Origin of the sequence: Halorussus marinus (assembly GCF_004765795.1) — an archaeon.
GTDB classification, from domain to species: domain Archaea; phylum Halobacteriota; class Halobacteria; order Halobacteriales; family Haladaptataceae; genus Halorussus; species Halorussus marinus.
Genome location: NZ_SBIV01000001.1, coordinates 23918 through 41628, shown reverse-complemented (window position 1 = coordinate 41628; position 17711 = coordinate 23918). Strand labels below are relative to the sequence as shown.

The 17711-nt window shown below is 69.3% G+C and carries 13 protein-coding genes and 1 tRNA gene; 6 read left to right on the top strand and 8 right to left on the bottom strand.

Going from position 1 to position 17711, the window contains the following annotated elements; all coding sequences use genetic code 11:
• Positions 1-69: 69 nt before the first annotated feature.
• From EPY72_RS00220 to EPY72_RS00190, 7 genes are all read right to left on the bottom strand, one after another.
• On the bottom strand, positions 70-1152 hold the full coding sequence (locus tag EPY72_RS00220) for an ABC transporter permease (RefSeq protein WP_134672023.1): 1083 nt from the start codon (positions 1150-1152) through the stop codon (positions 70-72).
• On the bottom strand, positions 1149-2387 hold the full coding sequence (locus EPY72_RS00215; protein WP_135805222.1) for an ABC transporter permease: 1239 nt from the start codon (positions 2385-2387) through the stop codon (positions 1149-1151). Before EPY72_RS00215 ends, EPY72_RS00220 begins: the two co-directional genes overlap by 4 nt.
• A complete protein-coding gene (locus EPY72_RS00210; protein WP_134672021.1) occupies positions 2384-3940 on the bottom strand; it encodes an ABC transporter ATP-binding protein in 1557 nt (518 codons plus the stop codon). The genes EPY72_RS00215 and EPY72_RS00210 overlap by 4 nt, the downstream gene beginning before the upstream one ends.
• Positions 3941-4017: 77 nt before the next feature.
• A complete protein-coding gene (locus EPY72_RS00205; RefSeq protein WP_244605494.1) occupies positions 4018-5034 on the bottom strand; it encodes a BMP family lipoprotein in 1017 nt (338 codons plus the stop codon).
• 103 nt (positions 5035-5137) lie between these two features.
• Positions 5138-6262, bottom strand: a complete 1125-nt coding sequence (locus EPY72_RS00200) for a BMP family lipoprotein (protein ID WP_135805220.1) — start codon at positions 6260-6262, stop codon at positions 5138-5140.
• A 91-nt stretch (positions 6263-6353) separates the two neighbouring features.
• Positions 6354-7742, bottom strand: coding sequence for a phosphohexomutase domain-containing protein (locus tag EPY72_RS00195; protein ID WP_135805219.1), 1389 nt, complete (start codon positions 7740-7742; stop codon positions 6354-6356).
• Positions 7743-8035: 293 nt separating this feature from the next.
• Entirely contained in the window at positions 8036-8509 is a 474-nt protein-coding gene (locus EPY72_RS00190; protein WP_134672017.1) for a DUF5793 family protein, read from the bottom strand.
• Positions 8510-8673: 164 nt separating this feature from the next.
• Here EPY72_RS00190 and EPY72_RS00185 point away from each other — a divergent pair, with 164 nt between their 5' ends.
• The 4 genes from EPY72_RS00185 to EPY72_RS00170 all read left to right on the top strand — a co-directional run bounded on the left by EPY72_RS00185 (position 8674) and on the right by EPY72_RS00170 (position 13361).
• Positions 8674-10338 (top strand): type II/IV secretion system ATPase subunit, encoded by a 1665-nt coding sequence (locus EPY72_RS00185; RefSeq protein ID WP_134672016.1) that lies wholly within the window; start codon positions 8674-8676, stop codon positions 10336-10338.
• Entirely contained in the window at positions 10335-12479 is a 2145-nt protein-coding gene (locus EPY72_RS00180; protein WP_135805218.1) for a type II secretion system F family protein, read from the top strand. Before EPY72_RS00185 ends, EPY72_RS00180 begins: the two co-directional genes overlap by 4 nt.
• A 63-nt stretch (positions 12480-12542) precedes the next feature.
• On the top strand, positions 12543-13193 hold the full coding sequence (locus EPY72_RS00175) for a class I SAM-dependent methyltransferase (protein ID WP_135805217.1): 651 nt from the start codon (positions 12543-12545) through the stop codon (positions 13191-13193).
• A gap of 97 nt (positions 13194-13290) precedes the next feature.
• Positions 13291-13361 (top strand) — tRNA-Gly (locus tag EPY72_RS00170).
• Positions 13362-13612: 251 nt separating this feature from the next.
• Here EPY72_RS00170 and EPY72_RS00165 read toward each other — a convergent pair.
• Positions 13613-14035, bottom strand: coding sequence for a CBS domain-containing protein (locus EPY72_RS00165; RefSeq protein WP_135805216.1), 423 nt, complete (start codon positions 14033-14035; stop codon positions 13613-13615).
• Between the two features lie 167 nt (positions 14036-14202).
• Here EPY72_RS00165 and EPY72_RS00160 point away from each other — a divergent pair, with 167 nt between their 5' ends.
• Together EPY72_RS00160 and EPY72_RS00155 are read left to right on the top strand one after the other, a co-directional pair.
• Complete coding sequence (locus tag EPY72_RS00160; RefSeq protein WP_135805215.1) at positions 14203-14715, top strand: hypothetical protein; 513 nt, start codon at positions 14203-14205, stop codon at positions 14713-14715.
• A gap of 108 nt (positions 14716-14823) precedes the next feature.
• Entirely contained in the window at positions 14824-17559 is a 2736-nt protein-coding gene (locus EPY72_RS00155; protein WP_135805214.1) for a PAS domain S-box protein, read from the top strand.
• Positions 17560-17711 lie beyond the last annotated feature (152 nt).

Here is a 17711-nt window from a genome sequence, read left to right as displayed (position 1 = left end):
GCGCAGGTTTTTGATCGGGCTTTTGCAAGGGTGGCGCGCGTATGCGCCGCCCGCAGCAAACGGTCGCGCTTAGTCCTCGCCCGAGTCGTAGTGCTCGCCCGCGGCGTCCGGAATCTGGGTCCGGCCGACGAACGCGAGCACGACGACGACGGTCACGTACGGGATGATCCCGATGAGTTCGCTCGGAATACTGTACCCCAACTGCTGGAGTCGGATCTGGAGCGCGTCGAGGCTCGCGAAGAGGAACGACGCGCCGAACGCCCCGAGCGGGTTGTAGTTGCCGAACAGGTAGGCGGTGATGCCGATCCACCCGCGGCCGTTGATCATCGTGGTGCCGCCGCCGATGAACTGGCCGACGCGACCGAGCGCGAGCCCGGCGCCACCGATCCCCGAGAACAGTCCCGAGAGCAGGACGCCGGCGTACCTGACCTTCCGGACGTCGACGCCGACGGTGTCGAGCGCCTTAGGGTTCTCGCCGCTGGCCTCGATCCACCGGCCGAACGCGGTGCGGTTGAGCGTGTACCACGACGCCGCGACCGCGACCAGCAGCATGTAGACGGTGGGGTTGGCGTCGAAAAGCACCGGCCCGAAGAACGGGATCTCCGAGAGGACGGGCACGGTCCAGTCGTTGAGCGTCGCGATCGGCGGGCTGTTGACCTGCCCCCAGATGACCTTGCTGGCGAACGGCGCGAGCCCGAGCGCGATCAGCCACACCGCCAGCCCCGCGATGATCTGGTCGGCCTTGTACTCGATGCAGACCACCGCGAACAGCAGCGCGAACAGGACGCTCGCCAGCACCGCGACGCCGAACGCGACCCAGAGGTCGAACTGACTCGGGGTGCCCCCGCCCAGCGTCGCCGCAACCGCGATCGAGGTGAACGCCGAGATGATGAGCAGGCCTTCGAGCCCGATGTTGATGACTCCGGACTTCTCGGCGAAGATCCCGCCGAGCGCCGCGAACGCGATCGGAACGGTCAGCCGGAGCACCGAGCCGACGTAGTTGGGGTCGGTGACCAGCGTGAGCAACACGACCGCGAGCCCGGTGAACGGGTTGGCAGGGAACAGCACCTCGATCGCGATCAGCGCCGCGACCACCAGTCCGACCGCGCCGAGGAGCCACCGCCGTTTGCGCGAGGTGTCGGCGTAGCTCATTCGGAGTCACCTCCGTCGTCGGCGCCGCCCTCCCGAGGCGTCCCGCCGTCGGTCGCGACCGCCGGCTCGTCGTCGCCGTAGCCGTAGCGGATTCCCGCCATCCGGAAGAACTCCGGCATGGCGACGAACAGGATGACCAGCCCGCGGAGCACCCCCACGAGCTGTTGGGGGACCGCGAGGTCGAACTCGATGACGAGGCTCCCGCCCTTCAGCGCACCGAACAGGAGCGCGGCCGGGACCACGCCGATCGGGTTGTTGCCCGCCAGAATGGAGACGGTGATGCCGTCGAACCCGAGCGACGGGATGCCGCTCTGCCACTGGCCGGCGACCATCAGCACGTACACCGCGCCGCCGACGCCGCCGAGCGCGCCCGACAGCGCCATGCTGGAGACCATCGTCTTCTTGGCGTCGACGCCGCCGTACTCGGCGGCGTCGGGCTGGACCCCGCTGGTCCGGAGATCGTAGCCGAAGCTGGTCCCCCGAAGCACCCAGTAGACGAGTCCGGCGAGCGCCAGCCCGCCGACGAGCGCCAGCATCGAGAACCCGTCGATCCCGAGGACCAACGCCGGGAGCTGGGCGTACTCGGGGACGAACCGGGTCTGGACCGTCTGGCTCCCGGGGTCTTTGAACACCTCCGAGACGAGGGTGAACGCGATGCCCGTCGCGACGAAGTTGAGCATGATCGTGGTGATGACCTCGTTGGCGTCGGCGTACGCCTTCAGCGCCCCGGGAATCGCCCCCCAGAAGCCGCCGACCGCCGCCCCGACCAGCAGGCCGACCGCGACGAGGACGACCCCGCCGACCAGGCCGGCCGGCACGACCGGCGCGACCCACAGCACCGACAGGCCGGTGCCGAGCGCGCCCAGCACGAGCTGGCCCTGCGTCCCGATGTTGAACATGCCCGCCCGAAATGCGACCGCGACCGACAGCCCGGTGAACAGCAACAGCGTCGTCTCCTGGAGCGTGGTCGCGAGGTTGAACGTCGAGCCGAACGCTCCCTTCAGGAGGACCCAGTACACCTCGATCGGGTTGTAACAGAACTCACCGAGGCCGCCGAGCGTGGCGAACGGCGCGGACGGACACGGCGACAACACCCACCCGGAGATCAGCACGACCACCGCCCCGACCACGACCGACAGCCCGAGCGCGGCGAGGCTGATCAGGATGCGCTCGATCGCCGAGGCGTCGACCAGCCCGCCGAGCGCGCGACCGATCGTCGAGTCGTCGCCGCTCATCGGTCACCACCCGGGGGGTCGGCGATGCTCGGGGCGTCCTCGGGGGTCTCGCCCGCCATCAGCAGGCCGAGCTCCTCCTCGGTCACCCGATCGGGATCGACCACGTCGACGAGTTCGCCCTCGTGCATGACGCCGAGCCTGTCCGAGAGCTGCTGGACCTCGTCGAGCTTCGAGGAGACGAGCAACACCGTCTTGCCCGCCCGCCGGAGGTCGAGCAGGCGGTCGTGGATGAACTCGATCGAGCCCACGTCGACCCCGCGGGTCGGGTGAGAGGCCACGATCACGTCCGGGTCGCGGGCGAACTCCCGGCCCACGATGAACTTCTGCTGGTTTCCCCCCGACAGCGACGCCGACTCGGCGTCGGCGTTCGGCGGGCGCACGTCGTACTCCGCGATGATCTCCTCGGCGTGCTCGCGGGTGTGCTCCCAGTCGATGCGGCCGCCGGCGGCGAACTCGCTCGTGTGCTGGCTCCCGAGCAGTCCGTTCTCCACGAGGTCGAACTCCATCACGAGCCCGCGCTCCTGGCGGTCCTCGGGGATGTAGGCCATCCCGGCGTCGATGCGCTCGCGCCGAGACCGGTCGGTCACGTCCTCGCCGCCGATCTCGACCCGCCCCGACTCGGGCGTCCTGAGCCCGGTGACGGCCTCGACGAGTTCGGACTGGCCGTTGCCGTCCACGCCCGCGATCCCGAACACCTCGCCCTCTCTGGCGTCGATGTCGACGCCGCGGACCTGCTCGACCCCGCGGTCGTCTGTGACTCGGAGGTCCGAGACCGCGAGCCCCACCGCGCCGGGGTCGGCGGGCTCCTTGTCGGCTTCGAGCAACACCTCCCGGCCGACCATCAGCTCCGCGAGCTCCTCGCGGGTGGTGGCGTCGGCGTCGACGGTGCCGACGTTCTTCCCGTTCCGGAGGACGGTGATGTCGTCGGCGGCCTCCATCGCCTCCCCGAGCTTGTGAGTGATGAAGATGATCGTCTTGTCCTCGGCCGCCAGTTCGTCGAACACCTCGAAGAGGTCCGCGACCTCCTGTGGGGTCAACACCGCGGTCGGCTCGTCGAGGATCAGCACGTCGGCGCCGCCGTACAGCGCCTTTAGAATCTCGACGCGCTGTTGGACCCCGACGCTCACGTTCTCGACCCGGGCCTCCGGGTCGACGTCGAACCCGTAGCGCCGACTCAGCTCCCGGACCTCCCGATCGGCCCGGACGCGATCTATCGCGAGCCCGCCCCACTTGCGGGGCTCGTGACCGAGGACGATGTTCTCGGCGGTGGTGAGCGTGTCCACGAGCATGAAGTGCTGGTGAATCATCCCGACCCCCGCGTCGATGGCGTCCCGCGGCGTTTCGAACTCCCGGGGTTCCCCGTCGAGGTGGACGGTCCCGCCGTCCGGCTGATACAGTCCGTAGAGGACGTTCATCAGCGTCGTCTTTCCCGCGCCGTTCTCACCGAGCAGGGCGTGGATCGAGCCCTCCTCGACTTCGAGGTCGACCTCGTCGTTGGCGACCACGCCGGGGAACCGCTTTGTTATCCCCTCGAGATAGACGGCTGCGCTCATCTGTCTCGGTGTTCCGGGCCGGCGTGCTTAAGGAACCCGGAATTATTTTCCGGAGTCTCGGACGGCCGACACGACGGTTACAGCTCGCTGATCTCGGTCGGCACTTCGATCTCGCCCGCGACGATCGCCTCCCGGGACGCCGCGAGGCTCTCGGTGACCGACTCGGGGATGGCGTCGCCGAGTTCGGCGCCGTACACCGCCGCGACACCGTCGCGTTCGAGCCCCAGGACGTTGGTCGCGCCATCGAACTCGTCGTCGACGACGCTCTCGATCGACCGGAACACGGCCCGATCGACACGCTTTACCATGCTCGCGAGGATCACGTCGGCGTACTCGGGCAGGCTCTCGGACTGGTCGGCGTCGACACCGATCGCGAATCGGCCCACCTCCTGGGCCGCCTGAAACACCCCGCTCCCGGTGCCGCCCGCGGCGTGGTAGACGACGTCTGCACCCTCGTTGTACATCGACAGCGCGATCTCTTGGCCCTGTGCCGGGTCGTTCCACGCGCCCGCGTACGCGGTCCGGACTTCGATGTCCTCGTCGGCGTGGGCGACGCCCGCCTTGTACCCCGCCTCGAACTTCTCGATCAACGGCACCTCCCGGCCGCCGACGAACCCGACGACCGCGTCGTCGTTCGTCTCGCCGGCGCCCGCGCTGAACTCCATCTGGGTGAGTAGCCCCGCCATGTGGCCGACCTGAAACGACCCCTCCTGCTCGCGGAACGTGTAACTGGCGACGTTGTCGGCGTCGACGGTGGTGTCGACGACCATGAACCGCTGGTCGGGGAACCGCTCGGCGTTGCGCCGGAGCGGTTCCTGCTGGACGAACCCGATACAACAGAGCAGGTCGTAGTCGGGACTGCTCGACTGGGCGAACCGTTGCTGGAGGTTCGCGACCTCGCTCGGACTCCCGGGCTCGGCGTTCGTGAACGCCACGTCGTACTCGTCGGCGGCGTTCTGGACGCCCTGATGGGCCATGTCGTTGAACGAGTTGTCCCCGAGCCCGCCGGTCGCGTACACCATCCCGACGTTCGTCACGTCGTCCTGTACGAATCCGGCGGTGCCGAGCGCCGCGACACCGGCGATTCCCCCCAAGAAGCGTCGTCTCGTGTGTCTCCCCCGCATACCGGTACCATCACCATCGTCCGTGATGAAATCGACGCTTTGTTGCTCGACCGGCCGCCCCGACGAAAGACCGTTACAGGTCGCTGGGGTCGGTCGGCACCTCGATGTCGCCCTCGACGATGGCGGTCTCGGACTCTTCGAGCGCCGACCGTACGTCTTCGGGGACCTCCGAGCCGATGTTGTTGCCGTAGACGACCGAGACGCCGTCCTGTTCGAGGCCGAGCGTCTCGGTGCTCCCGCCCTCGAACTCGCCGTTGACCACGTTCTCGATCGACCGGTACACCGCCTCGTCGACCCGCTTTACCATGCTCGCGAGGATCACGTCGTCGTACTTCGCGAGGCTCTTGGACTGGTCGGCGTCGACGCCGATCGCGAACCGGCCCGCCTCCTGGGCGGCCTTGAAGACGCCGTTGCCCGTCCCGCCCGCGGCGTGGTAGACGAAGTCTGCACCCTTGTCGTACATCGACAGCGCGATCTCCTGGCCCTGCGCGGAGTCGCTCCACGACCCGGCGTAGGCGGTCCGGACCTCGACGTCCCCGTCGGCGTGGGCGACGCCCGCGCGGTATCCCGCCTCGAACTTCTTGATCAGCGGGGTCTCTTTCCCGCCGACGAAGCCGACGACCGCGTCGTCGGTGGTCTCGCCCGCGCCCGCGCTGAAGTCCATCTGGGTGAGTAGCCCCGCCATGTGGCCGGCCTGGAACGACCCCTCTTGTTCTTTGAACACGTAGTTGGCGACGTTGTCGGCGTCGACGGTGGTGTCGACGACCATGAAGTTCTGATCGGGGAAGTTCGCGGCGTTCTGCGAGAGGGAGTCCTGCTGGACGAATCCGATGCAGGGGATGAGATCGTAGTCGGGGTCGGTCGACTGGGCGAACCGTTGTTGGAGGTTCGCGACCTCGCTCGGACTCCCGGGTTCGGCGTTCGTGAACTCCACGTCGTACTCGTCGGCGGCGTCCTGGACGCCCTGGTGGGCCATGTCGTTGAACGAGTTGTCGCCGAGCCCGCCGGTCGCGTACACCATCCCGACGTCGGTGACTCCGCCGCTCTCGGTGGTCTCTCCGTTTCCGTCGGCGTCGTCGGCCGCGGTGGTCTCCTCGTTCCCGTCGCCGCCGCCGAGACAGCCGGCGAGGCCGAGTCCGAGCGCGCTCGCACCGCCGACTTTCACGATCTGCCGTCTCCGGTCGTCGATCTTCGTCATCTTACGGTATCGGTTCCGTCACCTACGCATAAACCCGTCGCTTCGGGGCTGAAACCCGAATACTCAGCGGTTTGAGAATTCAGCGAAGCGACTACTTCGCGGCGTCGATCGCCGCCTCGACCGCCGCGACCGCCGACCCCACCAGTTCGTCGACGTCGTCGCTCTCTGCGTACACTCGCACGTACGGTTCGGTGCCGCTGGGGCGGACCAGCACCCACGACCCGTCGGGCAGGGTCGCCCGGACGCCGTACTCGGTCTCGACCGACGCCTCGGGGTATCGTTCGGGGATCGCCGTCTCCAGTCGCCCCATCGCCGCGGTCTTGGCGTCGTCGGGACAGGCGACGCTCTGCTTGCGGTACGGGCGCTCGGTCACGGGGTCACGGAGGGGCCCGAGCCCGCCGGCGGCCGCGACCAGTCGGGCGATCACCGCCGCGCTCGCGACGCCGTCGATCCACCCGCCGAACCTGGTGTGGACGTGCTTCCACGGCTCGGCCGCGAACGCGACCTCGGTCCCCTCGGCGCCCGCCGCCCGGGCCGCCCCGATCCCCTCGTGGAGCGCGCCGAGTCGGACCCGCTCGACCCGCCCGCCCGCGGCCTCGACCTGCTCGTCGATGCGGCCCGAGGCGTTCGGCGTCGTCACGACCACGGGGTCGTCGGCGTCGCTGGCCGCGGTGTAGTGGGACGCCAGAATCGCGACCACGGTGTCTTCGTGGACGACCTCGCCGTCGCCGTCGACGACGACGATGCGGTCGGCGTCGCCGTCGTGACCGATCCCGAACGCCGCCTCGTCGGCCGCGACGAACTCCCGGAGGTCCGCGAGCGTCTCGGGCGTCGGCTTGCTCTCCCGGCCGGGGAAGTGGCCGTCGACGTTGGCGTTGAGCGCGACCACGTCGGCCCCGAGCGCCCGAAGCACCTGCGGGGTGGCGACCGCCGCCATCCCGTTGCCACAGTCGACCGCGATCCGGAGCCCGTCGAGAGGCGCGCCGTGACCGATCGCGTAGTCGGTGACCGCGTCCCGGTAGGCGTCGAGCACGTCGGTGCGCTCGCCGCCGCCCCACTCGTCCCACGCGACCGGCGGCTCGTCGGCCTCGACCCGGTCGTTCACCGTCAGCTCGGCGTCGCGGTCGTACTCCTGTCCGTCGACGAACAGCTTGATGCCGTTGTCGGTCGGGGGGTTGTGGCTCGCGGTGAGCATCGCGCCCCGCCGGCCGCGCGAGGCGAACGCGAGCGCGGGGGTCGGGAGCTGGCCGGCCCGGCGCACGTCCGCGCCCGCACTCTCCAGTCCCGCTTCCATCGCGGCCGCCAGCGCGGGGCCGGTCTGGCGACCGTCGCGGGCGACGACGAACGCCGTCCGGTCGGCGTCGGTCCCGGCGCGCTCGACCGCCTCGCGGCCGGCCGCGCGGCCGACCGCGAGCGCGAGCTCCGGGGTCACGGTCTCGACTGCGCTGCCGCGGATACCCGCGGTTCCGAACAGATCCATGTGGCCTATCTCGCGTCCGGGACCACTTAGCTTTCCGCGGTTCGGGGCGCGACCCTCCGGGCGCTGACAGATCGGCCGGCGACCGGCCGGGCCGGCCTGAGCCGGAGCGGGCCGAATCGGTGACCCGTGAAACCTAAACCGTCGACTTGCGTACGGGAGCACATGGAACTACCGAGTCCGACCACGCCGGAGGGACTGTTCGACTATCTACTGTGGGGAATCGTGGCGCTGTCGGCGCTCATCGGGATCGCGCTGTTGGCGTTCGGAACGTACTGATCGACCGGGCCGAGGGCTCAGAGCTCGACGCCGCTCGGGATCAGGCTGTGCTGGCGGAGGAGGTTCCCGTCGCGGTTGTAGACGAGGAACGTCTCCTTGTCGTACTCGACGAGGTCCTCGCCGTTGATGCTGATCTCGACGTGGTACCGGCCGTCGGGGTCGCCGGTGGCCTTGCCGTACTCGCGGGCGGCCCGGATGAACTTCAGCACGTCGTCGGCGTCCTGATTGAGTTCGAGCACGAAGTCTCCGGTGATGCGGTTGGTGACGCTCACCACCCCCGTGGTGTCCTCGCCGTCGACCGGCCCCTGCAGCCGGAACGCGACGTCGGTCTCACCCGCGTCGAGCAGGTCGCCGTCGGTCCCGCTGAGGCGCTCTCGGAGCGTCGAGGACGGTCCCTCGAAATCGATGAGTACCGTCGGCTTCCGAGCGTCGTCGCCCTCCTCGACCCAGTCGACGTTCCGAACGTCCAGCGTGAAGTAATCGCGCCTCATTCCGTACTTCGACGTACGGTCCGACGCGTCATGAACGTAACGCCGCCGGACCGTCGATGTGGCGAGCCCTCGCCGCGGGAGAGTCGACCCGTGATTTAAGTACCCCCGATTCGATTTGCCGGGTGAACCCGACGGCGGGCGCGCTCGCCGTCACTCGCCTATCCATGCCCGAGCTTACCGCCGACGACGTTCGGATCCGAATCCGGGAGTTCGAGCGCAGGCTCCGCCGGACCGCCGAGGTGCTCCGGGGCTCGTCGGTCGAGGTCGACGGCTACGATCCCGACGACCACGGACCGCTGGTCTCGTTCTCGGGGCTCGACGGCTACGAGGAGGTCGACCGCTACTGGGTCGACGCCCCGTTCGCGTTCGTCTCGGTCAACTACGACGACGTCGAGAACGAACACCTGTATCAGGTGGTCGAGCCCGACCTCGACGACCTCGAAACCGAACTGCTCGACCGGCTGATCGACGACATCCGCGACTCGCTCATCCACCGCGGGGAGACCGCCGACGAGGGCGACCCCGACGCCGAGGCGACCGCCGAGCGCGTGGCCGAGACCGCGCTGAAAGAGGAGCTCCGCGAACTGCTGTCGGTGTACGGCGTCGAGGTCGAGCCCGCGAGCTTCTATCGGCTCTTCTACTACCTCCACCGGTCGTTTCGGGGGTTCGGGAAGCTCGATCCGCTGTTGGCCGACCCCCGCATCGAGGACATCTCCTGTGACGGCTACGACCTCCCGATCTTCGTCTACCACGACGACTACACCGACATCGAGACCAACATCGCGTACGGCCAGCGCGAACTCGACAACCTCGTGATGCGGCTGGCCCAGCGGTCGGGCAAGCACGTCAGCATCGGCGACCCCGTCGTCGAGACCACGCTACCCGACGGCTCGCGCGCCGAACTCGCCCTCGGCGAGGAGGTCACGCCCCGCGGGTCGGCGTTCACCATCCGGAAGTACGCCGACGAGCCGTTCACGCCGGTCGACCTCATCGAGTACGGTACGTTCAGCCTCGACCAGATGGCGTACCTCTGGCTGGCCATCGAGTCCAACAAGTCGCTGATCTTCGCGGGCGGGACCGCCTCGGGCAAGACCACGTCGATGAACGCGATCTCGATGTTCATCCCGCCGCGCTCGAAGGTGCTCACAATCGAAGACACCCGCGAGCTGGCGCTGTACCACGACAACTGGCTGTCGTCGGTCACCCGCGAGCGCCGGGGGTCGGCCGCCGACATCACGATGTACGACCTGCTTCGGTCGGCGCTTCGCCACCGCCCCGAGTACATCGTGGTCGGGGAGGTCCGTGGCGAGGAGGCGATGACGCTGTTTCAGGCGATGAACACCGGCCACACCACCTACTCGACGATGCACGCCGACTCGGTCCAGACGGTCATCAATCGACTCGAGAACGACCCCATCAACGTCCCCCGGGCGATGATCCAGAGTCTGGACATCCTGTCGGTCCAGACGCTGACGTACGTCGGCGACGAGCGAGTCCGCCGGAACAAGGTGCTCGCCGAGATCGAGGGGATCGACCAGCGCACCGGCGACCTCGACTACTCGACGACCTTCTCGTGGAACGCCGGCGAGGACACGTTCCGGCGCAACGACAGCTCCGTCCTCGACGAGATCCAAGACGAGCGGGGCTGGTCGCGTAGCGAACTCCTCAAAGAGATCCGGAATCGCAAGCGAGTCCTGGAGTATCTCCGCGATCGGGGGGTCACCGACTACCGCCGGTTCACCGCGATGATAAACGAGTACTACGCCCACCCCGAGCGCGTGCTCGACGCCATCGACCTCGACACCGAGATCGACGCCGGGTTCGAATGATGCTCGAATACCTCCCGCTCGCGGTGGTCGCGATCGTCGGCGTCCCGCTCGCGCTCGCGGCGCTGACCCGCCGGGGCGATCGGGCGCTCACCCGGCTCGCGCTGGCGCTGTTCGACGGGTGGGTCGCCGACCGCGGGCGGCGCCAGCGCGAGCGCCGCGAACTACTCTACGAGGTCCACCTCGAAGACACCTACCGGATGTACGCCTCGAAGACCCTGCTGTACGCGGGGCTGGTCGCGCTCGCCGGGAGCGTCGTCGGGGTGTATCTGGCGGCGGGCGTGCTCGCGCTGTTCAAGATCTCGCCCGAAACAGTGCGGGCGACGCTCCCCCAACAGCTCTGGTTTCTCGCGGACCTGCTCGTGTTCCCGGATCTCTCGCTCGGGGAACTGTTCACCCTGCTGGCGTTCAGCAGCGCGACCCTCGGGGTGGCGGGCGGGGCGATCACGTACTGGATCCGGTGGGAGAACCTCTCGTACCGGGCGAACGCCCGCGCCCGCCAGATCGACGAGAGCATCGCCCGGACGGTGGCGTTCTTCTACGCGCTGTCCCGGAGCGGAATGGCGTTTCCCGAGATCATGCGGAGCCTCGCGCGCAACCGCAGCGTCTACGGCGAGACCGCCGAGGAGGTCGCGGTCGCGGTCAAGTCGATGGACTACGCCGGCCTCGACATGCTGTCGGCGATCGAACGCCTCGCCGACCGCACGCCGAGCCAGAAGTTCCGGGAGTTCACCGACAACCTCGCCAGCGTCCTCCAGAGCGGCCAGTCGATCCCGGCGTACCTCGACGACCAGTACGAGCGCTACCGCGAGGACGCCGAAGCCGAACAGGAGGCGTTCCTCGAACTGCTCGCCACGCTCGCGGAGGCGTACGTGTCGGTGTTCGTGGTCGCGCCGCTCCTTTTCATCACGATCCTCGTCATCATGGGGCTGATGGCGATCGGCCGGACCCTGCCGTTGCTCCGGGTCATCGCGTACTTCGCCGTCCCGCTGGCGAACGTCGGCTTCATCATCTACCTCGACAGCATCACCGAGTCGCTCCGGGCGACCCGAGAGGCCCGCGAGATCGACGCCGCGCCCGGGCTGTTGGCGGGGGTCCGGCGGACCGACGACCCCGACGCCGACCGGACCGGGACCGAGCGCCCGGCGGTCGAGGGGTCGGCGGTCCGGAGCGACGGGGGCGAGCGCCCCGCTGCCGACTCGTCGGCCGGGCTCGCCTTCGAGCGTCTCGCGGCCTTCGAACGGGTCCGGTGGCTCCGGGACCTGCTGTCGAACCCGGCCCGCACGCTCCGGGAAAACCCCGTGTACGTGCTGTACGCGACCGTCCCGCTCGGGGTGCTCTCGGTGGTGCTCCGGGCGTGGCCCCACCTCGTGGCCGGGACGCTCACCGTCGAGACGCTCGACGACTTCGTGGTGCAGGCCGCGCTCGTCGTGGTCGGCTCGTTCGCGGTCGTCCAGGAGCTCCACCGCCGGCGGATCGACGCGATCGAGGCCGCGGTGCCCGACTTCCTCGATCGGCTCGCCAGCGTCAACGAGGCGGGCATGTCGATCGTCGAGAGCCTCGAACGAGTCGCCGACACCGAACTCGGGGCCCTCGACGCCGAGGTCGAGCGTCTCCGGACCGACATGGCGTGGGGCGTCGAGGCCCGGACCGCGCTCTACCGGCTCGAAGACCGGATCGACGCGCCGGTGATCACGCGGGTCACCACGCTACTCGGTAACGCGATGCACGCAAGTAGCGACCTCGCGCGCGTGCTCCGGATCGCGGCCGACGAAGCGCAGGACACCCGCCGGCTCAAGCGCAAGCGCCGCCAGGAGATGGTGACCTACGTCGTGATCATCTACCTCGCGTTCGTGGTCTTTCTGGTCATCATCGGCTCGCTCAACAGCATCCTCATCCCGAGCCTCCCGACCGGCGCGGCCGCACCGGACACCGGGGGCGCGATCAGCGGCGGCCCGCTCGCGGGCATCTCGGAGGTCGACGTCGAAGCCTACACCCTCCTGTTTTTCCACACCGCGCTGGTACAGGCGCTTTTCTCCGGGCTGGTCGCCGGCCAGATGGGCGAGACCAGCGTGAAGAACGGCGCGAAACACGCCGCGGTCATGCTGGCGATCGCGTACGCGGTGTTCCTGCTGTTGCCGTGACCGGCCCCGAGCCGGCGCACGGAACCCGGAGCGGTTTTCCCGCCGGGACGCCCACCGTCGGGTATGGACGGAGCGGACGAGCGCCGCGAGGTGCGAGCGACCTACGACCGCATCGCGGCCCACTTCTCGAAGACCCGCGAACACGCCTGGCCCGAGATCGAGGCGTTTCTGGCGGACGCGCCGCGAGTCGGGGTCGCGCTCGACCTCGGGTGCGGTAACGGCCGCCACGCCGAGCTACTGGCGGAGTCGGCCGACCGCGTGGTCGGCGCCGACGCGAGCGGCCGGCTCCTGCGCGAGGCCCGCGACCGCGCCGCGGATCGGGGGTTCGACGCCGACCTCCTGCAGTGTGACGCCGCCGGGGTTCCGCTCGGCGACGACGCCGTCGGCCGGGCGGTGTACGTCGCGACCCTCCACCACCTGCCGAGCCGGGACGCCAGAGTCGCGAGCCTGAACGAACTCGCCCGCGTCCTGACCCAAGACGGCCGGGCGCTGGTGAGCGCGTGGTCGACGGCCCACGACCGGTTCGACGAGGAGGCGGGCTTCGACACCGAGGTCGACTGGACGCTCCCCGGCGGCGAGACCGTCCCGCGGTTCTACCACATCTACGCTCCCGCCGAGTTCGAGGCCGACGTGGCCGACAGCGACCTCGATCCGATCGAGTTCAAGGTGTCGTCGGGCAACTGCTACGCCACCGTCCGCGGCGCGAAACAGTAAGGCCCTTAACGTCGGCTGGGGAATTTAGGAGTGCGAGCGCCGATGGTGAGACGGACGAAGTCCGTCGATGCGCGGCGCGAGCGACTAACGAGAGTGAGCGCCGATGGTCTAGTGGTAGGACCTGAGCCTTCCAAGCTCATGGCCCGGGTTCAAATCCCGGTCGGCGCACTTTCTGGCGAGTGAAGCGAGGCGAAAATCGCTACGAGGATTTGAATCAGCGAATGGGAGGTGAGAGAGCGGAGCGAGCGAACGGGAACGACCGTGGTTCAAATCCCGGTCGGCGCATTCTTCGAAGGACGCAAACGAGAATAGAGAGCGTCGACTCCCGACCGGCCCTCCCCTTCGCGACGCGACCGGGAGCGTGCCGGCCGGGCCGACTCCCGGTCGCCGCCGGGGTCCGTCCGAACTGAGCCCGCGACTCAGTACGGCGGCCGCTGTGCCCGGATGACGTCCGCGAGGTGCTGTTGTTCGTCGGCGATGAGTTCCGAGAGGTCGTCGGCGGTGATGATGCCCGTCAGCTCGCCGTCGGCGTCACAGACCGGCAAGCGTCGGACGCCGTTGTCGCTCATCAGGTCCGCGGCCTCGTAGAAGCCGTGATCGCGCTCGATCGTGACGAGGTCTTCTGACATCACCGCCTCGGCCGTCGAGTCGGCCGCCGCGTCGCCGTCGGCCAGCACGCGCATCGCGAGGTCCCTGTCCGTGACGATGCCGACCGGCGTCGCGCCGTCGGTGATAACGATACTCCCCACTCGTTCGTCTCGCATCGTCGTCGCGAGGTCCGAAACTGTCGTTTCGGCGCCGGCGCTGACGACGTCGTCGCGTGCGAGGTCTTCGATTGGCATTGGTTTTCCCCCGTACGAGACTTGGACACTGAGACGGAAAGCAGTAGTGGGACGTTACCGCGACCCGAGAATTGTCGGGTGGATTCGAGTGTCGCCGACGCCGACCACCGAGAACGCACGCCCGACCGCCACCAGAGCTTTCGCGCCCGGCGTCGAGACGCGAACCGATGAGCCAGCAACGCCGGGACGCGCTCGACGACGCGTACGAACCGACCGACGCCCGCCCGACGAACCGCCGCGAGCTCGGACTGGGAGCGATCGGCGGCGCCGTCGCGACGGTCGCGATGACCGCGTTCCGGATGCCGATCAGCAGGTCGCTCCCGCCCACCGGACCGTTTCTGGCGAAGTATCTCGGGGGCGAGCCCGGCGACTACGGCTGGGAGGCGCTCGCGCTTCACCTCGGCTACGGGACGGCCGCCGGCGGCGTCTTCGGCGGACTCGCCGCGCGAGCGCTCGGCGCGACGACTCCGGACGGCGACTGCGGTTCGGAGGCGGGCCGCGAGGCGCGCGCGACCGCGCTGGGGGTCGCCTACGGGCTGGCGCTGTCGGCGTTCGGCGTCCGGGTCCTACTCGGCCGCGCGCTCGGCGTGGACCTCGACCCCGACGAGCGACTCGTCTTCCACCTCAGCCACGTCGTGTACGGGCTCACGCTCGGGACGTGGTTCGGATCGAACGTCTGAGCCGTCGCGAGGCCGGAGCCCGGTAGCCGGTGTTATTTTACCGTCCCAGTCATTGGTTCCGGTACGAGACGCCGGCAGTGCGCCACCGAAACGATCCCCACCTAACGGATGACTGACCTCGCCCGCGTACTCTACGTCGCACCGACCCCCGAGCGGGGGGACGCCGTCGAGTCGTACCTCGCGGCCGGCCCCTCGGGGGTCGACGTCTCGGTCGCGACGACCGCCGCCGAGGCGCTCGCCGCGATCGACGACCGGGATATCGACCGGGCGGTCGTCGACGAACACGTCGCGGACGCGGCCGCAACGCTCCGGGCGGCCGACCCCGATCTGCCGGTCGAGACGCTGGCCGCGCCCCCGGAGGCGTCAACCGACGTCGCGGCGCGCGCGCTCGCCGACCGGATCGCCCGCGCGGCGACCGCGAACGGCGATCGACCGATGTCACCCGAACCCGAGTTCGGCGCGGTCGCGCGGGCGGCGTCCGACGCCGTGCTCGTCGTCGACGCCGACGGCGTCGTCCGCTTCGCGAACGACGCGGTCGAGGGCGTGTTCGGGTACGAGCCGGCGGAGCTGATCGGCGAACCGCTGGCGCGGCTCGTCCCCGAGCGCCACCGCGGGGCGATGGCACGCTCCCTCCGGGAGGGCGATCGGACCCTCGACCGGGAGTACGTCGAGTTCCCCGGTCGTCACCGCGACGGCCGCGAGCTCGCGCTCGGCGTCTCGTTCAGCGAGTTCACCCGCGGCGGGGAACGCCGGTTCGCGGGCGTGATCCGAGACGTGACCGAGCGCGAGCGCCGGCTCGAACCGTACGAGGCGATGGTCGAAGCGGTCGACGACGGCATCTACGCGCTCGACGCCGACTCGCGGTTCATCGCGGTCAACGACGCCTACTGTCGACTGACGGGGATCGACCGAACCGAACTGCTCGGCGAGCGCGCCGCGAGCGTCTTCGGAGAGTCGCTCGCCGGGAGCCCGGATCGCCTCCGGGAGATCGCCGACGGGTCGGGCGGCCCCGCGACGATAGAGACGACAGTACCGAGCGCCGACGGCGAGTCGCGCCCCGTCGAGATCCGGCTGTCCCGGTGCCCGCTCGAGGGCGGCGAGACGGGGCGGGTCGGGATCGTTCGGGACATCTCGGCCCGCAAGCGACGGGAGGCGAAGCTCACCTCGCTCCACGATCTGGTGCAGTCGCTGGCGGACGCGGAGACGGACGCCGAGGTGTACGACACCGCCGTCGACGCCGGCGTGGGGACGCTCGGGTTCGAGAACGTGGCGATCGTCAGCTACGAGTCGGGCGCGCTGGTCCCGGCGGCCCGCGAGTGGGCCGGAGGTGAGATCGACGACGCGCTCGTGGGGCGGCGCGGCGACGGCGTCGCGTGGGAGGCGTTCGCGGCGAGCGAGAGCCGGAGCGTCGACGACCTCCGGGTCGAGCGGGGCGACGAGGCGGCGATGGCGAGCGTGCTGGCAGTCCCGCTCGGGCGCCACGGCGCGTTTCTCGCGGGCGACCCCGAGCCCGGCGCGTTCGACGAGACCGACCGCTCGCTCGCGGAACTACTCTGTGCGACCGTCACCGCGGCGCTCGACCGGGCCGAACGCGAGGAGACGCTCAGACGCCGCCGGGACGAACTCGAAGCCAAAAACCGCGAGCTCGAGCGCGCGAACAGGCTGAACGAGGTGATTCGGAAGCTGACCCGGGCGCTGATCGAGGCCGCGACCCGCGACGAACTGTTGCGGTCGGTGTGCGAGCGCCTGACCGAGAGCGGCCCTTACCGGTTCGCGTGGTTCGGCGAGTACGATCGGGCGACCGGGGAGGTCGTCCCGGCCGCGACGGCCGGCGTCGAGGAGGGGTATCTGGAGAGCGTGACCGTCCGGGCCAAGTCGGACGATCCTGAGAGTCAGGGACCGTCGGGTCGGGCGATCCGGACCGGCGAGCCACAGGTCCAAAACGACATCTTCGGCGACCCGCCGTTCGAGCCGTGGCGCGAACAGGCGCTCAAGCGCGGCTATCGGTCGAGCGCGGCGATCCCGGTCGTCTACGACGAGAACCGCTACGGCGTGCTCAACATCTACGCGGGCGAGCCCGACGTCTTCGACGAGACCGAACGAATCGTGCTCGCCGAACTCGGCGACATCACCGGCTACGCGCTCAACGCCCTCGAACGCAAGCAGGCGCTCGTGAGCGACCGGTCGATCGATCTCGACTTCCGGGTCCGAGGGTCCGAGTACCCGATACTGACGTTCGTCACCGAGACCGACGGGGAGTTCGAGTTCGAGAGCGTGGTCCAGCGCGGCGACGGCAGTCTCCACCTGTTTTTCACCGTGCGAGGGGCCGAGCCGACGGAGACGCTGACGTTCGCCGAGGCGCTGACCGAGATCGAGAACACCCGGCTCGTCGCCGAACGCGACGGCGAGTACCGCTACGAGGGAGAGCTGGTCGCGTCGTCGTTCCTGGCGTCGCTTGTGAATCGCGGCGCGGTCCCCCAGTCGCTGACCGCGAGCGACGGTGAGGGCCGAGTCGTGGTCCGAATCCCCGAGAGCGCGAACGTCCGGACGTTCGTGGAGCTGTTCGAGTCGGCGTTCGAGGAAGTCGAACTGGTCGCGCGCCGCGAGCGCGACGAGCCCGTGCTGTCCGAGCAGGCATTCGCCTCGAAACTGGAGGGCCGGCTGACCGAGCGACAGCGCGAGGTGCTCGAAGTCGCCTACTTCGGCGGCTTCTTCGAGTGGCCCCGGGACGCCACCGCCGAGGACATCGCCGAGATGCTCGGAGTGTCCCAGCCGACCGTGAGCCGACACGTCCGAGCGGGCGAGCGCGCGCTGTTCTCGCTGTACTTCGAGGACGCGGAGTGAGCCCCATCGAACGCCGACCCGCCGGAAACCCCGACGCGATCTACTGTGTCACTATATCACACACGAGATCGGTTCGGACCCGTCCGGAGACAATTTATACATATAACCCCACCGGGATCGACTCGCGTATACACCTACCGGGAACCGATTTT